16 protein-coding genes are annotated in these 16,232 nt (G+C 51.2%); 4 read left to right on the top strand and 12 right to left on the bottom strand.

Going from position 1 to position 16,232, the window contains the following annotated elements; all coding sequences use genetic code 11:
• Positions 1-102: 102 nt before the first annotated feature.
• Positions 103-843, bottom strand: coding sequence for a MipA/OmpV family protein (locus HEN33_RS11950; protein WP_000906829.1), 741 nt, complete (start codon positions 841-843; stop codon positions 103-105).
• A gap of 123 nt (positions 844-966) precedes the next feature.
• Between HEN33_RS11950 and HEN33_RS11945 the strand changes: the two genes are divergently transcribed.
• Positions 967-1,941, top strand: coding sequence for a LysR family transcriptional regulator (locus HEN33_RS11945; protein ID WP_000164020.1), 975 nt, complete (start codon positions 967-969; stop codon positions 1,939-1,941).
• Here the strand turns inward: HEN33_RS11945 and HEN33_RS11940 are convergent.
• Together HEN33_RS11940 and HEN33_RS11935 are read right to left on the bottom strand one after the other, a co-directional pair.
• On the bottom strand, positions 1,938-3,074 hold the full coding sequence (locus HEN33_RS11940) for an HlyD family secretion protein (protein ID WP_000364885.1): 1,137 nt from the start codon (positions 3,072-3,074) through the stop codon (positions 1,938-1,940). The two genes, HEN33_RS11945 and HEN33_RS11940, sit on opposite strands and share 4 nt — an antisense overlap.
• Before the next feature lie 5 nt (positions 3,075-3,079).
• On the bottom strand, positions 3,080-3,403 hold the full coding sequence (locus HEN33_RS11935) for a DUF3302 domain-containing protein (RefSeq protein WP_000478193.1): 324 nt from the start codon (positions 3,401-3,403) through the stop codon (positions 3,080-3,082).
• Between the two features lie 182 nt (positions 3,404-3,585).
• Between HEN33_RS11935 and HEN33_RS11930 the strand changes: the two genes are divergently transcribed.
• Positions 3,586-3,900, top strand: coding sequence for a hypothetical protein (locus tag HEN33_RS11930; protein ID WP_001064341.1), 315 nt, complete (start codon positions 3,586-3,588; stop codon positions 3,898-3,900).
• On the opposite strand, the gene HEN33_RS11925 is transcribed toward HEN33_RS11930, so the two are convergent.
• The 9 genes from HEN33_RS11925 to HEN33_RS11885 all read right to left on the bottom strand — a co-directional run bounded on the left by HEN33_RS11925 (position 3,897) and on the right by HEN33_RS11885 (position 13,377).
• Complete coding sequence (locus HEN33_RS11925; RefSeq protein ID WP_000499744.1) at positions 3,897-4,307, bottom strand: type II toxin-antitoxin system HicB family antitoxin; 411 nt, start codon at positions 4,305-4,307, stop codon at positions 3,897-3,899. The genes HEN33_RS11930 and HEN33_RS11925 overlap by 4 nt on opposite strands.
• Before the next feature lie 16 nt (positions 4,308-4,323).
• A complete protein-coding gene (locus tag HEN33_RS11920; RefSeq protein WP_000833473.1) occupies positions 4,324-4,509 on the bottom strand; it encodes a type II toxin-antitoxin system HicA family toxin in 186 nt (61 codons plus the stop codon).
• 277 nt (positions 4,510-4,786) lie between these two features.
• The gene (gene aldB, locus HEN33_RS11915; RefSeq protein ID WP_000183978.1) at positions 4,787-6,325 is read right to left on the bottom strand and encodes an aldehyde dehydrogenase AldB; all 1,539 of its coding nucleotides are present in this window, start codon (positions 6,323-6,325) and stop codon (positions 4,787-4,789) included.
• A 200-nt stretch (positions 6,326-6,525) separates the two neighbouring features.
• Positions 6,526-7,677, bottom strand: a complete 1,152-nt coding sequence (yiaY, locus tag HEN33_RS11910; protein WP_000741504.1) for an L-threonine dehydrogenase — start codon at positions 7,675-7,677, stop codon at positions 6,526-6,528.
• Positions 7,678-7,866: 189 nt separating this feature from the next.
• Positions 7,867-9,711 carry a selenocysteine-specific translation elongation factor gene (gene selB, locus HEN33_RS11905; RefSeq protein ID WP_176263524.1) on the bottom strand — a complete coding sequence of 615 codons (1,845 nt, stop codon included), beginning with the start codon at positions 9,709-9,711 and terminating at the stop codon, positions 7,867-7,869.
• On the bottom strand, positions 9,708-11,099 hold the full coding sequence (gene selA, locus HEN33_RS11900) for an L-seryl-tRNA(Sec) selenium transferase (RefSeq protein ID WP_176263525.1): 1,392 nt from the start codon (positions 11,097-11,099) through the stop codon (positions 9,708-9,710). Before selA ends, selB begins: the two co-directional genes overlap by 4 nt.
• 97 nt (positions 11,100-11,196) lie before the next feature.
• A complete protein-coding gene (locus HEN33_RS11895) occupies positions 11,197-11,805 on the bottom strand; it encodes a glutathione S-transferase (protein WP_000779790.1) in 609 nt (202 codons plus the stop codon).
• 70 nt (positions 11,806-11,875) lie between these two features.
• Positions 11,876-13,012: an HlyD family secretion protein gene (locus HEN33_RS11890; protein ID WP_000364939.1), complete on the bottom strand. Its 1,137-nt coding sequence runs from the start codon at positions 13,010-13,012 to the stop codon at positions 11,876-11,878.
• Positions 13,013-13,014: 2 nt separating this feature from the next.
• Complete coding sequence (locus HEN33_RS11885) at positions 13,015-13,377, bottom strand: DUF3302 domain-containing protein (RefSeq protein WP_000479624.1); 363 nt, start codon at positions 13,375-13,377, stop codon at positions 13,015-13,017.
• Between the two features lie 536 nt (positions 13,378-13,913).
• Between HEN33_RS11885 and mtlA the strand changes: the two genes are divergently transcribed.
• Positions 13,914-15,827: a PTS mannitol transporter subunit IICBA gene (gene mtlA, locus HEN33_RS11880; protein ID WP_000093242.1), complete on the top strand. Its 1,914-nt coding sequence runs from the start codon at positions 13,914-13,916 to the stop codon at positions 15,825-15,827.
• A 173-nt stretch (positions 15,828-16,000) separates the two neighbouring features.
• The coding region (locus HEN33_RS26180; protein WP_207108964.1) for a hypothetical protein at positions 16,001-16,232 on the top strand (232 nt) is incomplete at its 3' end.

Below are 16,232 nucleotides of genomic sequence, written 5' to 3'. Positions count from 1 at the left end.
AACGTAGGGTGCACATTGCCTGATGCGACGCTTAACGCGTCTTATCAAGCCTGAAGGTCAGTGCGAGAGCGTAGGCCAGCCGCACCGACATCCACCGGTAAATTAAAAACGCCAGCTCACGCCGGTGACAAAGGTAAAACTCTCATTACGATCAATCATCGGGCTGTCGGTAATCTCTTCCGGCAGCTCGCTGTATCCGGCACTCGCCATCAATACGATGTGCTCTCCTATCGGGTATTTTGCCGTCAGGCTGACATAGGGCACCCAGGCATCCTGCGCGGAATAACTTGCCAGACCGCTACGACGGGACTCACTCTCTGAAATGCCATAGTAATAGTCACTGAAATTCTCGTCATAATAGAGAACGCCCAGTGCAGGTGTCAGCGACAGGCGACCTATCTGCATTTTGTGAAATACCGATAGCTCCCCCACCCAGCCGTTGCTGTTATCCAGAACGTCCGCAGCCGCAGAGGCTTTCACGGTTCCCCAACGCTCGTGGTGATACCAGGCAACCCCCGCCATAGCCGTACTATCACGCTTATCAAGCTGTTGCATGGCATGATCGTCATTATCTGCAGGGTCAAATTCCAGCGGCATCCAGGATGCGGTCAGGCTAAGTTCATTTTTTTCACTTTGCGACAGAATAAAACCTAACGTGGTCTGACGAACATAAAAAGAATCACCTTCATAACTAATCAGCGGAATTGCCTTTGTATTTTCATTATAACCACGATAAGGCGATTCATTATAAGCTGCACCAGCACCAATGGATAATTCAGAAGCAGTAGCGCTTGCCATAAAAGGCAACGTAAATAACGCCACAATATTGCGGTTAATTAACATGTCCGGTATTCCATTTTAAAATAAGATAAAAAAGAGTCGGCATAATAATGCTTACAATTTCTCCGGTGCAAGATTCATATTTATATAGTAATATATAAAATTATATATAATTGGGCTGTTGCGATGACAAAATTACAACTTAAGTACCGGGAGTTAAAAATTATCTCGGTAATCGCTGCCAGTGAAAATATCAGCCATGCCGCGACTGTACTTGGATTCGCACAGGCCAACGTCAGCAAATATCTTGCTGATTTTGAATCAAAAGTAGGTTTAAAAGTCTTTGACCGAACCACCCGGCAGCTGATGCTCACACCTTTTGGTACCGCGCTGTTACCGTACATCAACGACATGCTGGACAGAAACGAGCAACTTAATAATTTTATTGCAGATTATAAGCATGAGAAACGTGGTCGGGTCACCATCTACGCCCCAACCGGCATAATTACCTATTTATCCAAACATGTTATCGATAAAATTAAAGATATCGGTGATATCACCTTATCGCTAAAAACCTGCAATCTTGAGCGTAATGCCTTTTATGAAGGTGTCGAATTTCCCGATGATTGTGATGTTTTAATCAGCTATGCTCCACCAAAAGATGAATCGCTGGTTGCCAGTTTTATTACGCAATATGCCGTAACCGCTTATGCCAGTCAGCGCTATCTTGAGAAACATCCCATTAGCCGTCCTGACGAACTCGAACATCACTCCTGTATTTTGATCGACTCGATGATGATCGACGACGCGAATATCTGGCGCTTCAACGTCGCCGGGAGTAAAGAGGTGCGGGATTATCGCGTGAAGGGAAATTACGTTTGCGACAACACGCAATCGGCGCTGGAGCTGGCACGAAATCACCTGGGGATTGTGTTTGCGCCAGACAAAAGTGTGCAGAGCGACCTGCAAGACGGCACGCTGGTGCCCTGCTTTCAGCAACCGTATGAATGGTGGCTGGATCTGGTGGCTATCTTCCGTAAACGGGAATACCAGCCCTGGCGGGTCCAGTATGTGCTGGATGAAATGCTGCGTGAAATTCGCCACCAGCTTGCTCAGTCGCAGCAACTGCGGCCTGAACAAGCGGCGGAAAGCGAAGATTAATGATCGAGATAAAGGTAATGCACCCAACTGGTCATGCGTAACAGCACTTTGCGCATCACCGAGACATGGCTGAAATGATCAGAGTAAACCGCCACCTGGGCGTAAATACCGTCTGGTAAAGCGCTCAACTCAGTGTGCTCATCCAGTTCAATGGTCGCGATAACGCCATCTGAACCCGGTGCTGTGTTTAACGTCTGTAAGGTGCCGGTCGACTGATAAGCTCCGCCGGGAACAGCTGGACTAATGGCTGCCAGCTTACCGCTGAATACCTTACCTGGCAGAGCATTAAACACCACTTCCGCATCATCGCCGGGAGCCAGTCGCAGCAAGGAGTTCTGACGGAACTGCGCCACAATTTGTCGTTTCTGATCGGGTATAAACACCATCACAGGACGTAGCGGCAGCGATGCGGCATAGGTACCCGGACGAATCAGCACTTGGGTCACATAACCATCGCTCGGCGCACGCACTATCGTCTGCTCAAGGTTATATTTTGCTTCCGCGAGCTGCGCTTTCAGGCTGGCGATTTGAGAATGTTCACCCAACACCAGGCTATCCAGCTGGCTCTGGATCTGTTTTTGTTCCGCCGCCGATGACTTTACGGAGGCTTCCTGCGCCAGATAATTTTGCCGCGCCACATCAATATCGCGTTCTGAAAACGGGTTTACTTTCGCCTGGCTGCCGCGTGCGTAACGCTGGTACTCTTTAGCGAATTTATCCCGCGTGGCCTTTGCCTGCTGAGTATTCGCCGCCATCTCATCTAACTCTGCGCCCAACGCCCGCTGTTTATGTTCTGCGGTAACGATATCCGCCATCAGCCGATCCACCCGCGCCTGATAACGCGTCGGGTCCAGTCGAAATAGCACCTCACCTTTTTTAATCAGCGTATTTTTCTTGTCCGTCACTTCGATCACCACGCCTGTCACCTGCGGGACAACAGGAATAGAAATAACCGCTTTTTGCGCTTTAAAGGTATACGGATGGTTATAGTTCATTAACAGAATTAGACCGCTGACAATAAATATGCCACCCAGGGCCGCGGTGGGAATGGTCCATTTATTTACAGGAATTTTGAAGATCTTAAACATTGCCCATGCGAAAGCCACATAGGTCAAAATAATCAGTAAATCCATAAGTATTACTCGGCAGAAGAGGATTTGATGTCGGCGAGCTGTTTCTCCAGCCCGGCAATACGCTGTTGTAGTTGCACAACGGAGGAGTCATGGTTTTGCATTCCCCATCCCCGCTCCGGGCGGTAAAGCGTGGCCCAAATCCACAAAAATGGCCAGATAACATGCAGCGTAAAAAGACTCACCCAACCAGCAACATGAATGGCGTCGGCATGAGGATGATTACGTTTTTTAGCAATCAGGTAGGGAATATCATGTAAAATAATAATCCCATAGAATATCACCAGAAATACAAAAATAAGCACTCCCAGTGCAAAATAGTCCAGGAACATATTTCCCTCAGAGAATATAAAAAAGAACAATTAACGCATATTATGAAATGCCATGATGCAGTGCAATTTCCTTATTTATATAACGACATATTGTTTTTTATATACTTTCTGAAGTGTGCTACCTGGCTTTTCAACAGGTCGAGGTTTATCATATTGAAATAATGGAACTATTGACCAAACTAATGAATAACCCCAGTAAAACATCCACAGTACAGATAAAGCGTATTAAACCTTCAATTATCTACCGTTTATTGCTGATTGGCCTCGGAACACCAATGGTGATTTACGGTCTGGTTTGCGGCGTTTTAGGCATGTTTGGCTACGATCAGGTGAGATGGAACGACACCGTGATCCACGGCCTGCTGGCCCTGCCTGCGGGATTGCTTGCAGGCCTGTCAGTCAGTGTGTTCCTCACCGTGGTGATTGGCACCATCGCTTGTTTTGGTCTGTGGCTGTACAGCCTGGTCCGCCCGCTCACCATCGAAACGCGAGATTAAACGCCCGGCAATACACGCCGGGCAGCTTCCGCCAGAAACGCACTTCTGTTGGCGTAGTCTGGGTTATTGCGCACGTAGGTATCAATCTTGTTCAGTAATCTTTTCGGCATCGTAATATTGATACGTTCAGCCCGACCTTCGAACTGATTCATATTGATATCCACCAGCAACCATTGCCCGCCAATAAAGTCCTGCGCACGCTGGACCAGATGTGTTTCCACAGAGCCTGGAAGCGGCAACTCTTCATTCATCTCGCATAAGGTTTCGAAGTGCGCGACCAGTGCACTTCGCGCATCCTGGAAAGCGTTGTCCAGCGTATCACCAGCAAAATAACAGCCTGGAACATCAGGGAAAAAACCGCTGGCGCTGCCGTCAGGATCACTGTGGATATAGGCGGGATAAAACATATTGCCTCCTGAAATTTTAAAATGTTAAACCAGCCTGACGCCCAATTTGCGCCAGCGTACCGGGCTTAATATCTTTTTTAGGGTGCGGAACCGTCACCAGACCCGGATGGACAGGGTGGCGGAACTGATGATGACTACCACGGGTTCGAATATGTTCCCAGCCATGCTGCTTCAGGATGGCGATCACGTCTGCACTTTTCACATCCCTGCCCTTCCATGATTATACACACGATACACACACATTTAGCAATAACAATCACGATAGCGCGATTTATATGGGCCGTCAGGGGGATAAAGTTGACTCAGGAATGCCGTTCGGAAGAAGAATAACGGTGTGCAGTAACTTGTTGAAAAGATGCGAGGAGACTCGTAATTAAGTTCAATCAATATTCAGTCATTCAAGACGTAGACATTTGAATTGGTAAAACGCGAAAGCGTCGCATCAGGCAATGAATACCCGATGCGACCAGCTTCTTACATCAGAACAGCCCCAACGGTTTATCTGAGTAGCTCACCAGCAGGCACTTGGTTTGCTGGTAATGCTCAAGCATCATCTTATGGGTTTCGCGCCCGATACCCGACTGCTTATAGCCACCAAACGCCGCATGTGCCGGGTAAGCGTGATAACAGTTGGTCCACACTCGCCCGGCCTGAATGCCGCGCCCCATCTTATAGGCCAGATTACCGTTGCGGCTCCAGACACCCGCGCCCAGGCCATATTGCGTGTCGTTCGCCAGCTCCAGCGCTTCTTCCATCGTTTTGAAGGTGGTTACCGCCAGCACCGGACCAAAAATTTCTTCCTGGAACACGCGCATATTATTCTGACCAAACAGAATCGTCGGTTCGAGGTAGTAGCCGTCTTTCAGTTCGCCTTCCAGCAGCTTGCGCCGCCCACCGGTGAGCACGTCTGCGCCCTCTTTTTTACCGATATCAATGTAATTGAGGATGGTTTCCAGTTGCCCGTGAGAAACCTGCGCGCCCATTTGCGTCACGCTGTCGAGCGGGTTACCGCTACGAATGCTTTCGACACGGCGGATGGCGCGTTCCATAAAGCGTTCGTAGATAGACTCCTGCACTAAAGCACGGCTTGGACAGGTGCAAACTTCGCCCTGGTTAAAAGCAAACAGTGCAAAGCCTTCCAGCGCTTTATCGAAAAAGGCATCTTCTTCATCCATCACATCAGCAAAGAAGATATTTGGCGACTTGCCGCCCAGTTCCAGGGTTACCGGAATAATATTTTGCGTGGCGTACTGCATAATTTGTTGGCCCACTTCCGTTGAGCCGGTAAACGCCACTTTGGCGATGCGTTTCGAGGTCGCCAGATATTCGCCAATTTCCCCACCTGCGCCATTGACCACGTTCACCACGCCCGGCGGCAGTAAATCACCGACGATTTCCATTAGCAGCAGTACAGAAAGCGGGGTAAGACGTGCGGGTTTCAGCACCACGCAGTTGCCCGCCGCCAGCGCAGGGGCCATTTTCCAGCTCGCCATCAACAGCGGGAAGTTCCAGGGGATAATCTGCCCCACCACGCCTAACGGTTCGTGGAAGTGGTAAGCCACGGTTTCGCTATCCACTTCACTAATACCGCCTTCCTGCGCCCGAATACACGAGGCAAAATAGCGGAAATGGTCAATCGCCAGCGGTACATCAGCAGCACTGGTTTCGCGAATGGGTTTGCCGTTATCCCAGGTTTCAGCCGTCGCTAAAAGTTCGAGGTTCTGCTCCATTCGATCGGCAATCTTAAACAGAATCGCCGCGCGATCCTGCACCGAAGTATGCGCCCATTTATCTTTCACTTTATGCGCAGCATCCAGCGCCAGATCGATGTCTCGTTTGCCCGAAGACGCCACTTCGCACAGTAGCTGCCCGGTCACCGGCGTCAGGTTCTGGTAATACTCGCCGTCGGCAGGGGCTACCCATTCGCCGCCAATAAAGTTGTCGTAGCGGGCTTTTAACTTGAGGGGGAAACCATACTCGCCGGGCTTAATCTGTGCTGAAGGGGGATTATTGGTCATGATCGTCTCCTTGCGGTGTGAGGTATAACAAGGGTAGACGTGACTGGCGAAATCTTCGCCAGCTGGTGATAGCTTTACGACGGATATCACGAATTTACGGGCAAGGATTACAGAGATAACTAAAACTCTCTCAAAAATCGCAAATTTTGAGAGAGTTGAAAAAATGGCTGACAATTAGCCAGCCATTGTGGGAATGATGATTACATCGCCGCGCGATAAATCGCCACAATTTCTTCGTGAGTTGCCTGAATCGGGTTAGTAAAGCCGCAGGCATCTTTCAGGGCATTGGTCGCCAGTACCGCGAAATCTTCTTCTTTCACGTTCAGGTCACGCAAGCCTGCCGGGATATTCACTTTCTTCGCCAGTTCACGGATGGCATTGATGCACGCTTCTGCACCTTCCGCGTCGTTTTTACCTGTCACGTTAACACCCATCGCAGCAGCGCAGTCACGCAAACGTGCAGCAGCGACTTTACTGTTGAATACCTGAACGTGCGGCAGCAGAACGGCGTTACATACACCGTGCGGCAGATTGTAGAAACCACCTAACTGGTGCGCCATCGCATGAACATAACCCAGAGACGCATTGTTGAACGCCATACCCGCGAGGAACTGAGCGTAAGCCATTGCTTCGCGCGCTTTCTCATTGCTGCCATCTTCAACGGCTAAGGGCAGGTTTTCGGCAATCATAGTCACCGCTTTCAGTGCGCAAGCGTCGGTGATCGGCGTGGCGGCAATAGACACATACGCTTCGATAGCGTGCGTTAAGGCATCCATACCCGTTGCAGCGGTCAGTGACTTCGGCATACCGATCATCAGCGAGGAGTCATTGACAGAAAGCAGCGGAGTCACGTGCTTATCAACAATCGCCATTTTGATGTGACGTGCTTCGTCGGTGATGATGCAGAAACGAGTCATTTCTGATGCAGTACCCGCAGTGGTGTTGATGGCGATCATCGGCAGCTGCGGTTTTGCAGAGCGGTCAACGCCTTCATAATCACGGATATCACCACCGTTGGCCGCTACCAGCGCAATACCTTTTGCGCAGTCGTGTGGAGAACCACCGCCTAAGGAAATCACGCTATCGCAATTATTTTCTTTAAGTAATTTCAAACCTGCAGCGACGTTTTCCGTGGTGGGGTTAGGTTGGGTGCCATCATAAATAACGCTAAAAATATTGCGTTCTTCCAGTGCTTTTTGCACATCACCCGCCATACCCAATTTCGTTAACATATTGTCGGTGACAATTAAGGTACGGGTAAATCCATAATCTGCCATCATATTCATTGCATCATTCAATGAATCAGCACCAATAACATTCACGGAAGGAATAAAAAAGGTTGAAGCTGCCATAACACACTCCTGAAAGTGTAAAAAAGGGCGGGCAGCTTACTGAGGATTTTCATTTGAAAATATGATCAGTATTATTGATTATCAAAATTAATCTAATAAAAAGCACATTGTATTCATTAAACAATGTGCTTTTTTTAAAATCATAAGAATTTTGTATTAATTTATTTTAAAAATTAATTAATCATTTCCTTATTTTTCCGGAAATAATAATGCGTCGCGCAATAAATGATCATTTCCACGACGCCGCGTAAAGCCAATGCGGTCAAAATATTCCAGGATTTGAATTGCCAGCTTTCGGCCTACGCCTAAGCGATCGCGGAAATCCGCCGCGCAGGTTGAACCACATTCCTGATCGAGATCGCGGATCATATTGGCAAACTCGACAATCCGATCGTTACGGTAATAACGATCTTTAACGATCGCGGTAATTATCCCCTGCTGCGCCGCCTGGCGTAGCGTCAAACGCATTGCCTGCTCGTCGGTTCCCGTCTCTTTTGCCAGGTCACGCACCCACCACGGCTCGTCACCAAACAGCGGCTCTGCTTTTTGCCAGATGGCCTGCTGCTCTTCGCTGAATCCCGCTTTATGATCCGGCAGATGCAGCCAACCGTGATGACTGAGGATGTCGCCGCTTTCGCGCATCTTTTCAATCAGCAACAGCACCAGCGCTTCATCTTCCATTGGCAACGCCATGCGCCGCAGACGCTCGCGCCCAGGACCTGGTTCATCGCGATGCTGCTCATGATAAGTCGCCAGGGTATCGAGAATTTTACGCTGCCAACGAGCGGCAACCGGTGCATTCAGCAAGCTGTAACCGGCCTGAATATAGCCCGGTTGCTGCAGCAGTTCACGCATCCCTTCGCCGTTGAGCTGGCGCGCCCAGGCGAAATCAGCAAGGTTAACCGCTCCACGTTCCAGATGAATAGCTAACGCATCGGCATCGCTCTGCGCCTGTGCAAGAGACGCCAGCCATTGCAGATATTCCGGCTTACGTTTACCGCGACGCGGCGGGTTAAGCATCACCACGCGCGCCCCCGCCAGCGTGTTGCGGGCCGAGATATCGCGTAGCACTAAGCGATCGTTATCTGCCAGCCACAGCGGCGTGTCGAACACCAACTCGGCAAGGTTATCTTCCAGCAGCGAAACGCGTCCTGTAACGTGGCTGGCGGCGTGGTGAATATGCAGCGGCTGCCACTGGGTCAACGGTGTATGAGTTTGAAGCTCGACTATCACCCGCGTAAACGGCTCCGGCGGCGCATCGGCAAGCAACCAGTCCCCACGGTTAATCTGTTCTTTTTCCGCATCACCCGCGATGTTAAGCGCAATACGCTGCCCGGCATGAGCTGCATCTGTTGGCTGATTTTGCGCATGCAGCGCACGCACGCGCATCGGTTTATTTACACCAGTCAGCCAGAGTGAATCACCTACCTTCACTTCCCCGCTTAACGCCGTACCGGTGACGACCAGCCCGGCACCTTTTACGGTAAAAGCACGGTCGATAGCGAGGCGGAAGCTATGTTGGCTGGCGTGTTCGCGTTCCGGCAACTGAAGCAGATGTTCGCGCAGAGCATCAATTCCCCGACCTTCGGTTGCTGCGGTGATAAACAGTTTTGCCTCAGCAAAACCGTATTCCCGCAGTACCTCCTTTACCTGGCGTTCAACCTCATCAACACGCGCTTCGTCCACGCGATCGGCTTTGGTCAGCGCCACTGTCAGCATCGGGTTACCGGTCAGCTGCAAAATCGCCAGATGCTCACGAGTCTGTGCCATCACGCCGTCATCGCACGCCACCACCAACAGCGCGTGATCGATACCACCAACGCCCGCCAGCATGTTGGAAAGAAACTTTTCATGACCGGGAACGTCGATAAAACCCGGAACACGACCATCCGGCTGCGGCCAGTAGGCATAGCCGAGATCGATGGTCATGCCGCGCTTTTTTTCTTCCGGCAGACGGTCGGCATTTACGCCAGTAATCGCCTGCAATAAGGTTGTTTTGCCGTGGTCAACGTGTCCGGCAGTCGCAATAATCATTTCAACAACATCTCCAAAAACCGTTGCTCATCTTCAAGGCAGCGTAAATCCAGCCACAATCGTCCGTCATAAATACGACCAATCACCGGCACTGGCAATTCACGCCAGCGGGCGGCTAATGACTCAAGGTGGCTACCGCGTCCATCATGGGGTGTAAACGTTAATGCCGCGCTCGGCAGGCGATCAACCGGCAGCGAACCACTGCCAATCTGCGAAAGACATGGCATAACCTGTACCGCAAACTCCGCGCCGTAATGTGCGGCAAGGGGGGCCTGTAAACGTTGTGCCTGGATTTGAATGACCTCTGCGCTGCGGGTAAGCAGACGCAGGGTCGGTAATTTTTCACTCAGCGCCTCAGGGTGTAAATAAAGACGCAACGTGGCTTCCAGCGCCGCGAGGGTCATTTTATCCGCGCGTAATGCACGCTTCAGTGGATGGCTTTGCAGGCGGGCGATCATCTCTTTTTTACCAACAATAATTCCTGCCTGCGGCCCGCCTAACAGCTTGTCGCCGGAGAAGCTCACCAGACTGACGCCCGCCGCAATCAACTCCTGCGGCATTGGCTCTTTCGGCAAACCGTACTGGCTAAGATCAACCAGCGAGCCACTGCCTAAATCAGTTACTACGGGAACATCGAGCTCTTTGCCGAGCGCCACCAGTTCCGCTTCATCTATCGCTTTGGTGAATCCCTGAATGCTGTAGTTACTGGTATGTACTTTCATCAACAGCGCGGTATTTTCATTCACCGCCTGGCGATAATCATTAGCGTGCGTGCGATTGGTGGTCCCCACTTCGTGTAGTGTGCAGCCTGCCTGGCGCATAACATCGGGAATACGAAACGCACCGCCAATCTCCACCAGTTCGCCGCGAGAAACCACAACCTCTTTCCCGCTGGCAATGGCCGCCAACATCAACAAGACCGCCGCCGCATTGTTATTAACGATACAGGCATCTTCCGCCCCCGTAATACGGCACAGCAGCTGCGCCAGCGCCCGATCGCGATGTCCGCGTCCGGCGTCGTCCAGATCGTACTCGAGGGTCACTGGCGAACGCATAGCCTGCGCAACGGCTTCCACCGCGGCTTCTGCCTGTAAAGCTCGCCCAAGATTGGTATGCAGCACGGTTCCCGTCAGGTTGATCACCGGACGCAGCGCGCTCTGCGCCTCCTTCGTCAGCCGGGCATCGACTTCTTGCGCCCAGTTTTCACACCACGCGGGTAGCGTCTGGCTGTCACGAATCACTTCTCGCGCTTCGTCAAGCATCTGACGCAGCAACTCCACCACGCGGGTGTGACCATAGGTATCACGCAAAGAAAGGAAAGAGCTATCGCGCAATAAGCGATCAATAGCCGGAAGTTGACTATAGAGGGAACGCGTTTCGGTTGTCATAGGAAACCTGGCTGATCAAGGCCCTCTCACACGGAGAAGGGCGTTTAACATAACCATGGATTGTAACGTGAGATGGGTCAGGAGGACATATCGCGCATCAAGCCTTTGGCGGTTCGGTGCGGGCAAAACTTTCGCGGCTAAACAGGTTTTCGACCAGTTTGACTAAGTGTGGGCGGTCGACACACCAGCCTGGCGCAACGCGGCGGAAATTGAGATATCCGACGGCACAGGCAATGGCGATAGTCGCCAGATTGACCATATCGGTTTTGAGCGTGCCATCGACCAGATATCCTTCCAGCACATCCAGGCTGCGGTTGATTTTCTCCCGCTGGCGTAATAATTCATCTTCAGACTGCTGCGCCGCCGGACGTGCCTGTTCACGCACCGACACCAGCCCGGCATCCATAATGCCATCCGCCAGCGCCTCAATTTTGCGCACCCGCAACGACTCCAGCGGATCGCGCGGCAACATCGCCGGAGCGACATTCATTAATTCAATATATTCAGCGATGATCGGCGAATCAAACCAACATTCGCCCTCTTCAGTCACCAGCACCGGCACTTTCCCTAACGGGTTAAATTGCGCCACGCCGTTGTCCGCGTTATAGGGCAGTTCATTAATAAATTCGAAAGTTATGCCCTTTTCTAACAACAGAATAGAAAGTTTGCGTACAAACGGGCTGGTGTAGCTACCGACGAGTTTCATGCCGAGTCCTTTGTGCGAGGAAAAATATCAGTATGGCTCAGGCTCGCGCAAAACACAGGTGATACAAGTCTCAATGATCCAAATAAAGATAATGCATCCAACTGGTCATTCTTAGCAGCACCTTCCGCATCACCGAAACATGGCTGAAATGGTCGGAGTAAACTGCCACCTGGGCGTAGATGCCGTCGGGTAAGGCATCGATATCATCGTTAGGGTCCAGTTCAATGGTTCCCAGCACACCGTCCGTGCCGGGCACGACCGTTAATGATTGCAATACCCCTTGCGCCTGATACGAACCACCAGGCACCACCGGCAAGATGCTGGTCAGTTTGCCGTGGAACACCTGTCCAGGTAACGCGTTAAACACCACTTCCGCATCATCGCCGGGTTTCAGACGTAACAGCGAGTTCTGCCGAAATTGGGCGACAATTTGCCGTTTTTGCTCGGGGATGAAAACCATCACCGGACGTAGCGGCAAGGCAGCTGCGTATGTACCTGGGCGGATCAGTACCTGAGTAACGTAGCCATTGCTCGGTGCGCGAATGACAGTCTGCTCAAGGTTATATTTAGCTTCAGTAAGTTGCGCTCTTAAGCTGACAATCTGCGATTGCTCACCGTTAACCATACTGTCGAGCTGGCTCTGGATTTGTGCCTGTTCCGCCACCGAACCTTTCACCAGCGCATCCTGCGCGAGAAAATTCTGCCGCGCATCGTCGATATCACGTTCTGAGAACGGATTTACCGCCGCCTGGCTGCCTTTCAGGTAACGTTGATAATTTTTAAACAGACGGTCGCGCTCCGCTGAAACCTGGGTGGTGTTGGCCTGCGCTTCAGTGAGCTGCGCGCGCAGCGTCTTTATATTATGCGTCGCCGTCATCAGGTCAGCCTGAAGTCTGTCGACTCGCGCCTGATAACGTACCGGGTCGAGCTTAAAAAGCACCTCGCCCTTCTGAATAAGCTGATTATTCTTGTCAGTGACTTCAGTCACGATCCCCGTCACCTGTGGCGTGATGGGAATAGCAATCACCGCTTTCTGTGCGGTAAAAGTGTAAGGGTGGTTGTAGTTCATCAACAAAATCAAACCGCTTACCAGAAACACGCCTCCCAGCGCCGCCGTCGCCAGCGTCCACTGATTTACCGGAATGCGGAAGATTTTAAAGACCGCCCACGCCAGCGCCACGTAAGTTAAAACAATCAATAGATCCATATTTAGATCTCCGGGAACGTGGAATAGTCAGTCTTTTTCTCGGCGGCGAGTTGATGCTCCAGCCGGGAAATTCGGTCAGAAAGTGCGGCGATTTCCGGGTCAGTCGCTTTCTCCTGCGACGCAACATGTGACTGCATACCCCAGCCACGCTCCGGTTGATAGAGCGTCGCCCAGATCCACAGGAACGGCCAGATAACATGCAGAGTAAACAGGCTCACCCAGCCCGCCGTATGAATAGCGTCGGCATGGGGGTGATTGCGCTTTTTGGCAATCAGATAAGGGATGTCATGTATCGCGATGATTCCATAAAAAATCACCAGAAAGACGAAGATCAGCACTCCCAACGCGAAATAGTTTAGAAACATATCTGCCTCGGATTCACGTTTATCGGTGTTGTTTTTTGGCTGGCAGCCAGAAGGGAGTCAGGCTGATATTTTGACAATAATTCCGGTTTGCGATTCTCGCCATAACACCAAAGAATAATTTTTAGAGGTGATGAGTTGCTTAGTTACATAACGATTTTATGACGAAGGCATAACATGTTGCAGATCACATCAGGTGAACGCCGTAAGAAAATATCTTGTGATTCAGATCACAAAGATTCAACAAACTAACAAAACAAAAATGTGACATTACTCACATTTAAATGCCATTTTTAGCGAAAATCGCCGCCTTGTTGCTTTTTTACACAAGAGTTTTGTGATGCACATCACGTCAATTACCTCTCTACCCCCTATATTTATGTGACCGATATCACACAAAAAGCCGTCGACTGGACAGTTAACCGATTCAGTGCCAGATTTCGCACTATCAACAAGGTCCGGCTACCTCTGCCGCCACATTAACAAAAAACCTCGGGCTTCCAGCCTGCGCGACAGCAAACATAAGAAGGGGTGTTTTTATGTCATCCGATATTAAGATCAAAGTGCAAAGCTTTGGTCGTTTCCTCAGCAACATGGTGATGCCAAATATCGGCGCGTTTATCGCGTGGGGTATCATCACCGCGCTATTTATTCCAACAGGGTGGTTACCGAACGAAACGCTGGCGAAGCTGGTCGGGCCGATGATCACTTATCTCCTGCCACTGCTGATCGGTTATACCGGTGGTAAGCTGGTAGGCGGCGAACGTGGCGGCGTAGTCGGTGCCATCACTACAATGGGCGTTATCGTCGGCGCAGATATGCCGATGTTCCTCGGTTCTATGATTGCAGGTCCGCTGGGCGGCTGGTGCATTAAGCACTTCGACCGCTGGGTAGACGGTAAGATCAAATCCGGTTTTGAGATGCTGGTGAATAACTTCTCCGCTGGCATCATCGGGATGATCCTCGCTATTCTGGCGTTCCTCGGCATTGGTCCAATTGTTGAAGCCCTGTCCAAAATGCTGGCTGCGGGCGTTAACTTCATGGTTGTCCATGACATGCTGCCGCTGGCGTCTATCTTTGTTGAACCGGCGAAAATCCTGTTCCTCAACAACGCCATTAACCACGGTATCTTCTCGCCGCTGGGTATTCAGCAGTCCCATGAACTGGGTAAATCCATCTTCTTCCTGATTGAAGCTAACCCAGGTCCGGGTATGGGTGTTCTGCTGGCGTACATGTTCTTTGGTCGTGGTAGCGCTAAACAGTCTGCGGGCGGTGCGGCAATCATTCACTTCCTGGGGGGTATCCACGAAATCTACTTCCCGTATGTGCTGATGAATCCGCGTCTGATTCTGGCCGTTATCCTCGGCGGTATGACTGGCGTGTTCACGCTGACTATCCTGGGCGGTGGTCTGGTTTCTCCGGCATCTCCGGGTTCTATCCTTGCTGTACTGGCAATGACACCAAAAGGTGCTTACTTCGCTAACATCGCGGGTGTGTGTGCGGCTATGGCAGTCTCCTTCGTTGTCTCTGCCATTCTGCTGAAAACCAGCAAAGTGAAAGATGAAGATGATATTGAAGCAGCAACTCGTCGTATGCAGGACATGAAAGCTGAGTCTAAAGGTGCGTCTCCGCTGTCTGCGGGCGATGTGACTAACGACCTGAGCCACGTCCGTAAAATCATCGTTGCCTGTGATGCCGGTATGGGTTCCAGTGCGATGGGCGCAGGTGTGCTGCGTAAGAAAATTCAGGATGCAGGTCTGTCGCAGATTTCTGTTACTAACAGCGCGATCAACAACCTGCCGCCAGATGTGGACCTGGTCATCACTCACCGTGACCTGACCGAACGCGCTATGCGCCAGGTTCCGCAGGCACAGCATATTTCGCTGACCAACTTCCTCGACAGCGGCCTGTACACCAGCCTGACCGAACGTCTGGTTGCTGCCCAGCGCCATACTGAAAACGAAGTAAAAGTGAAAGACAGTCTGAAAGACAGCTTTGACGATTCCAGTGCTAACCTCTTCAAACTGGGCGCGGAAAACATCTTCCTCGGTCGCAAAGCGGCCACCAAAGAAGAAGCGATTCGTTTTGCTGGCGAGCAGCTGGTGAAAGGCGGTTACGTTGAGCCGGAATACGTTCAGGCGATGCTGGATCGTGAAAAACTGACCCCGACTTATCTGGGTGAGTCCATCGCGGTACCGCACGGTACGGTTGAAGCGAAAGATCGCGTACTGAAAACGGGCGTGGTGTTCTGCCAGTACCCGGAAGGCGTGCGCTTCGGTGAAGAAGAAGATGACATTGCCCGTCTGGTGATTGGTATTGCTGCCCGTAACAACGAGCACATTCAGGTTATCACCAGCCTGACCAACGCACTGGATGATGAGTCCGTCATCGAGCGTCTGGCACACACCACCAGCGTGGATGAAGTGCTGGAACTGCTGGCAGGTCGTAAGTAATCCAATCCCACTCTCTCCACATGGAGACGGTGGGGCTAATTGCCTGATGCGCTACGCTTATCAGGCCTACAAAACAAAGCGCAGTTTGTTGAATTTGCACGTTCTTGTAGGCCGGATAAGGCGTTTACGCCGCATCCGGCGCGGCCCCTCTCCACATGGAGAAGATGGGCTGATTGCCTGATGCGCTACGCTTATCAGGCCTACAAAACAAAGCGCAATTTGTTGAATTTGCACGTTCTTGTAGGCCGGATAAGGCATTTACGCCGCATCCGGCGCGGCCCCTCTCCACATGGAGAAGATGGGCTAATTGCCTGATGCGCTACGCTTATCAGGCCTACAAAAACAAAGCACAATTTGTTGAATTTGCACGTTCTTGTAGGCCGGATAAGGCATTTACGCCGCATC

This window comes from Escherichia sp. 94.0001, assembly GCF_013369155.2.
Classification (GTDB): Bacteria; Pseudomonadota; Gammaproteobacteria; order Enterobacterales; family Enterobacteriaceae; genus Escherichia; species Escherichia coli_F.
Note: the sequence above shows the minus strand (reverse complement) of the source record. Positions and strands in the feature narration are given on the sequence as shown.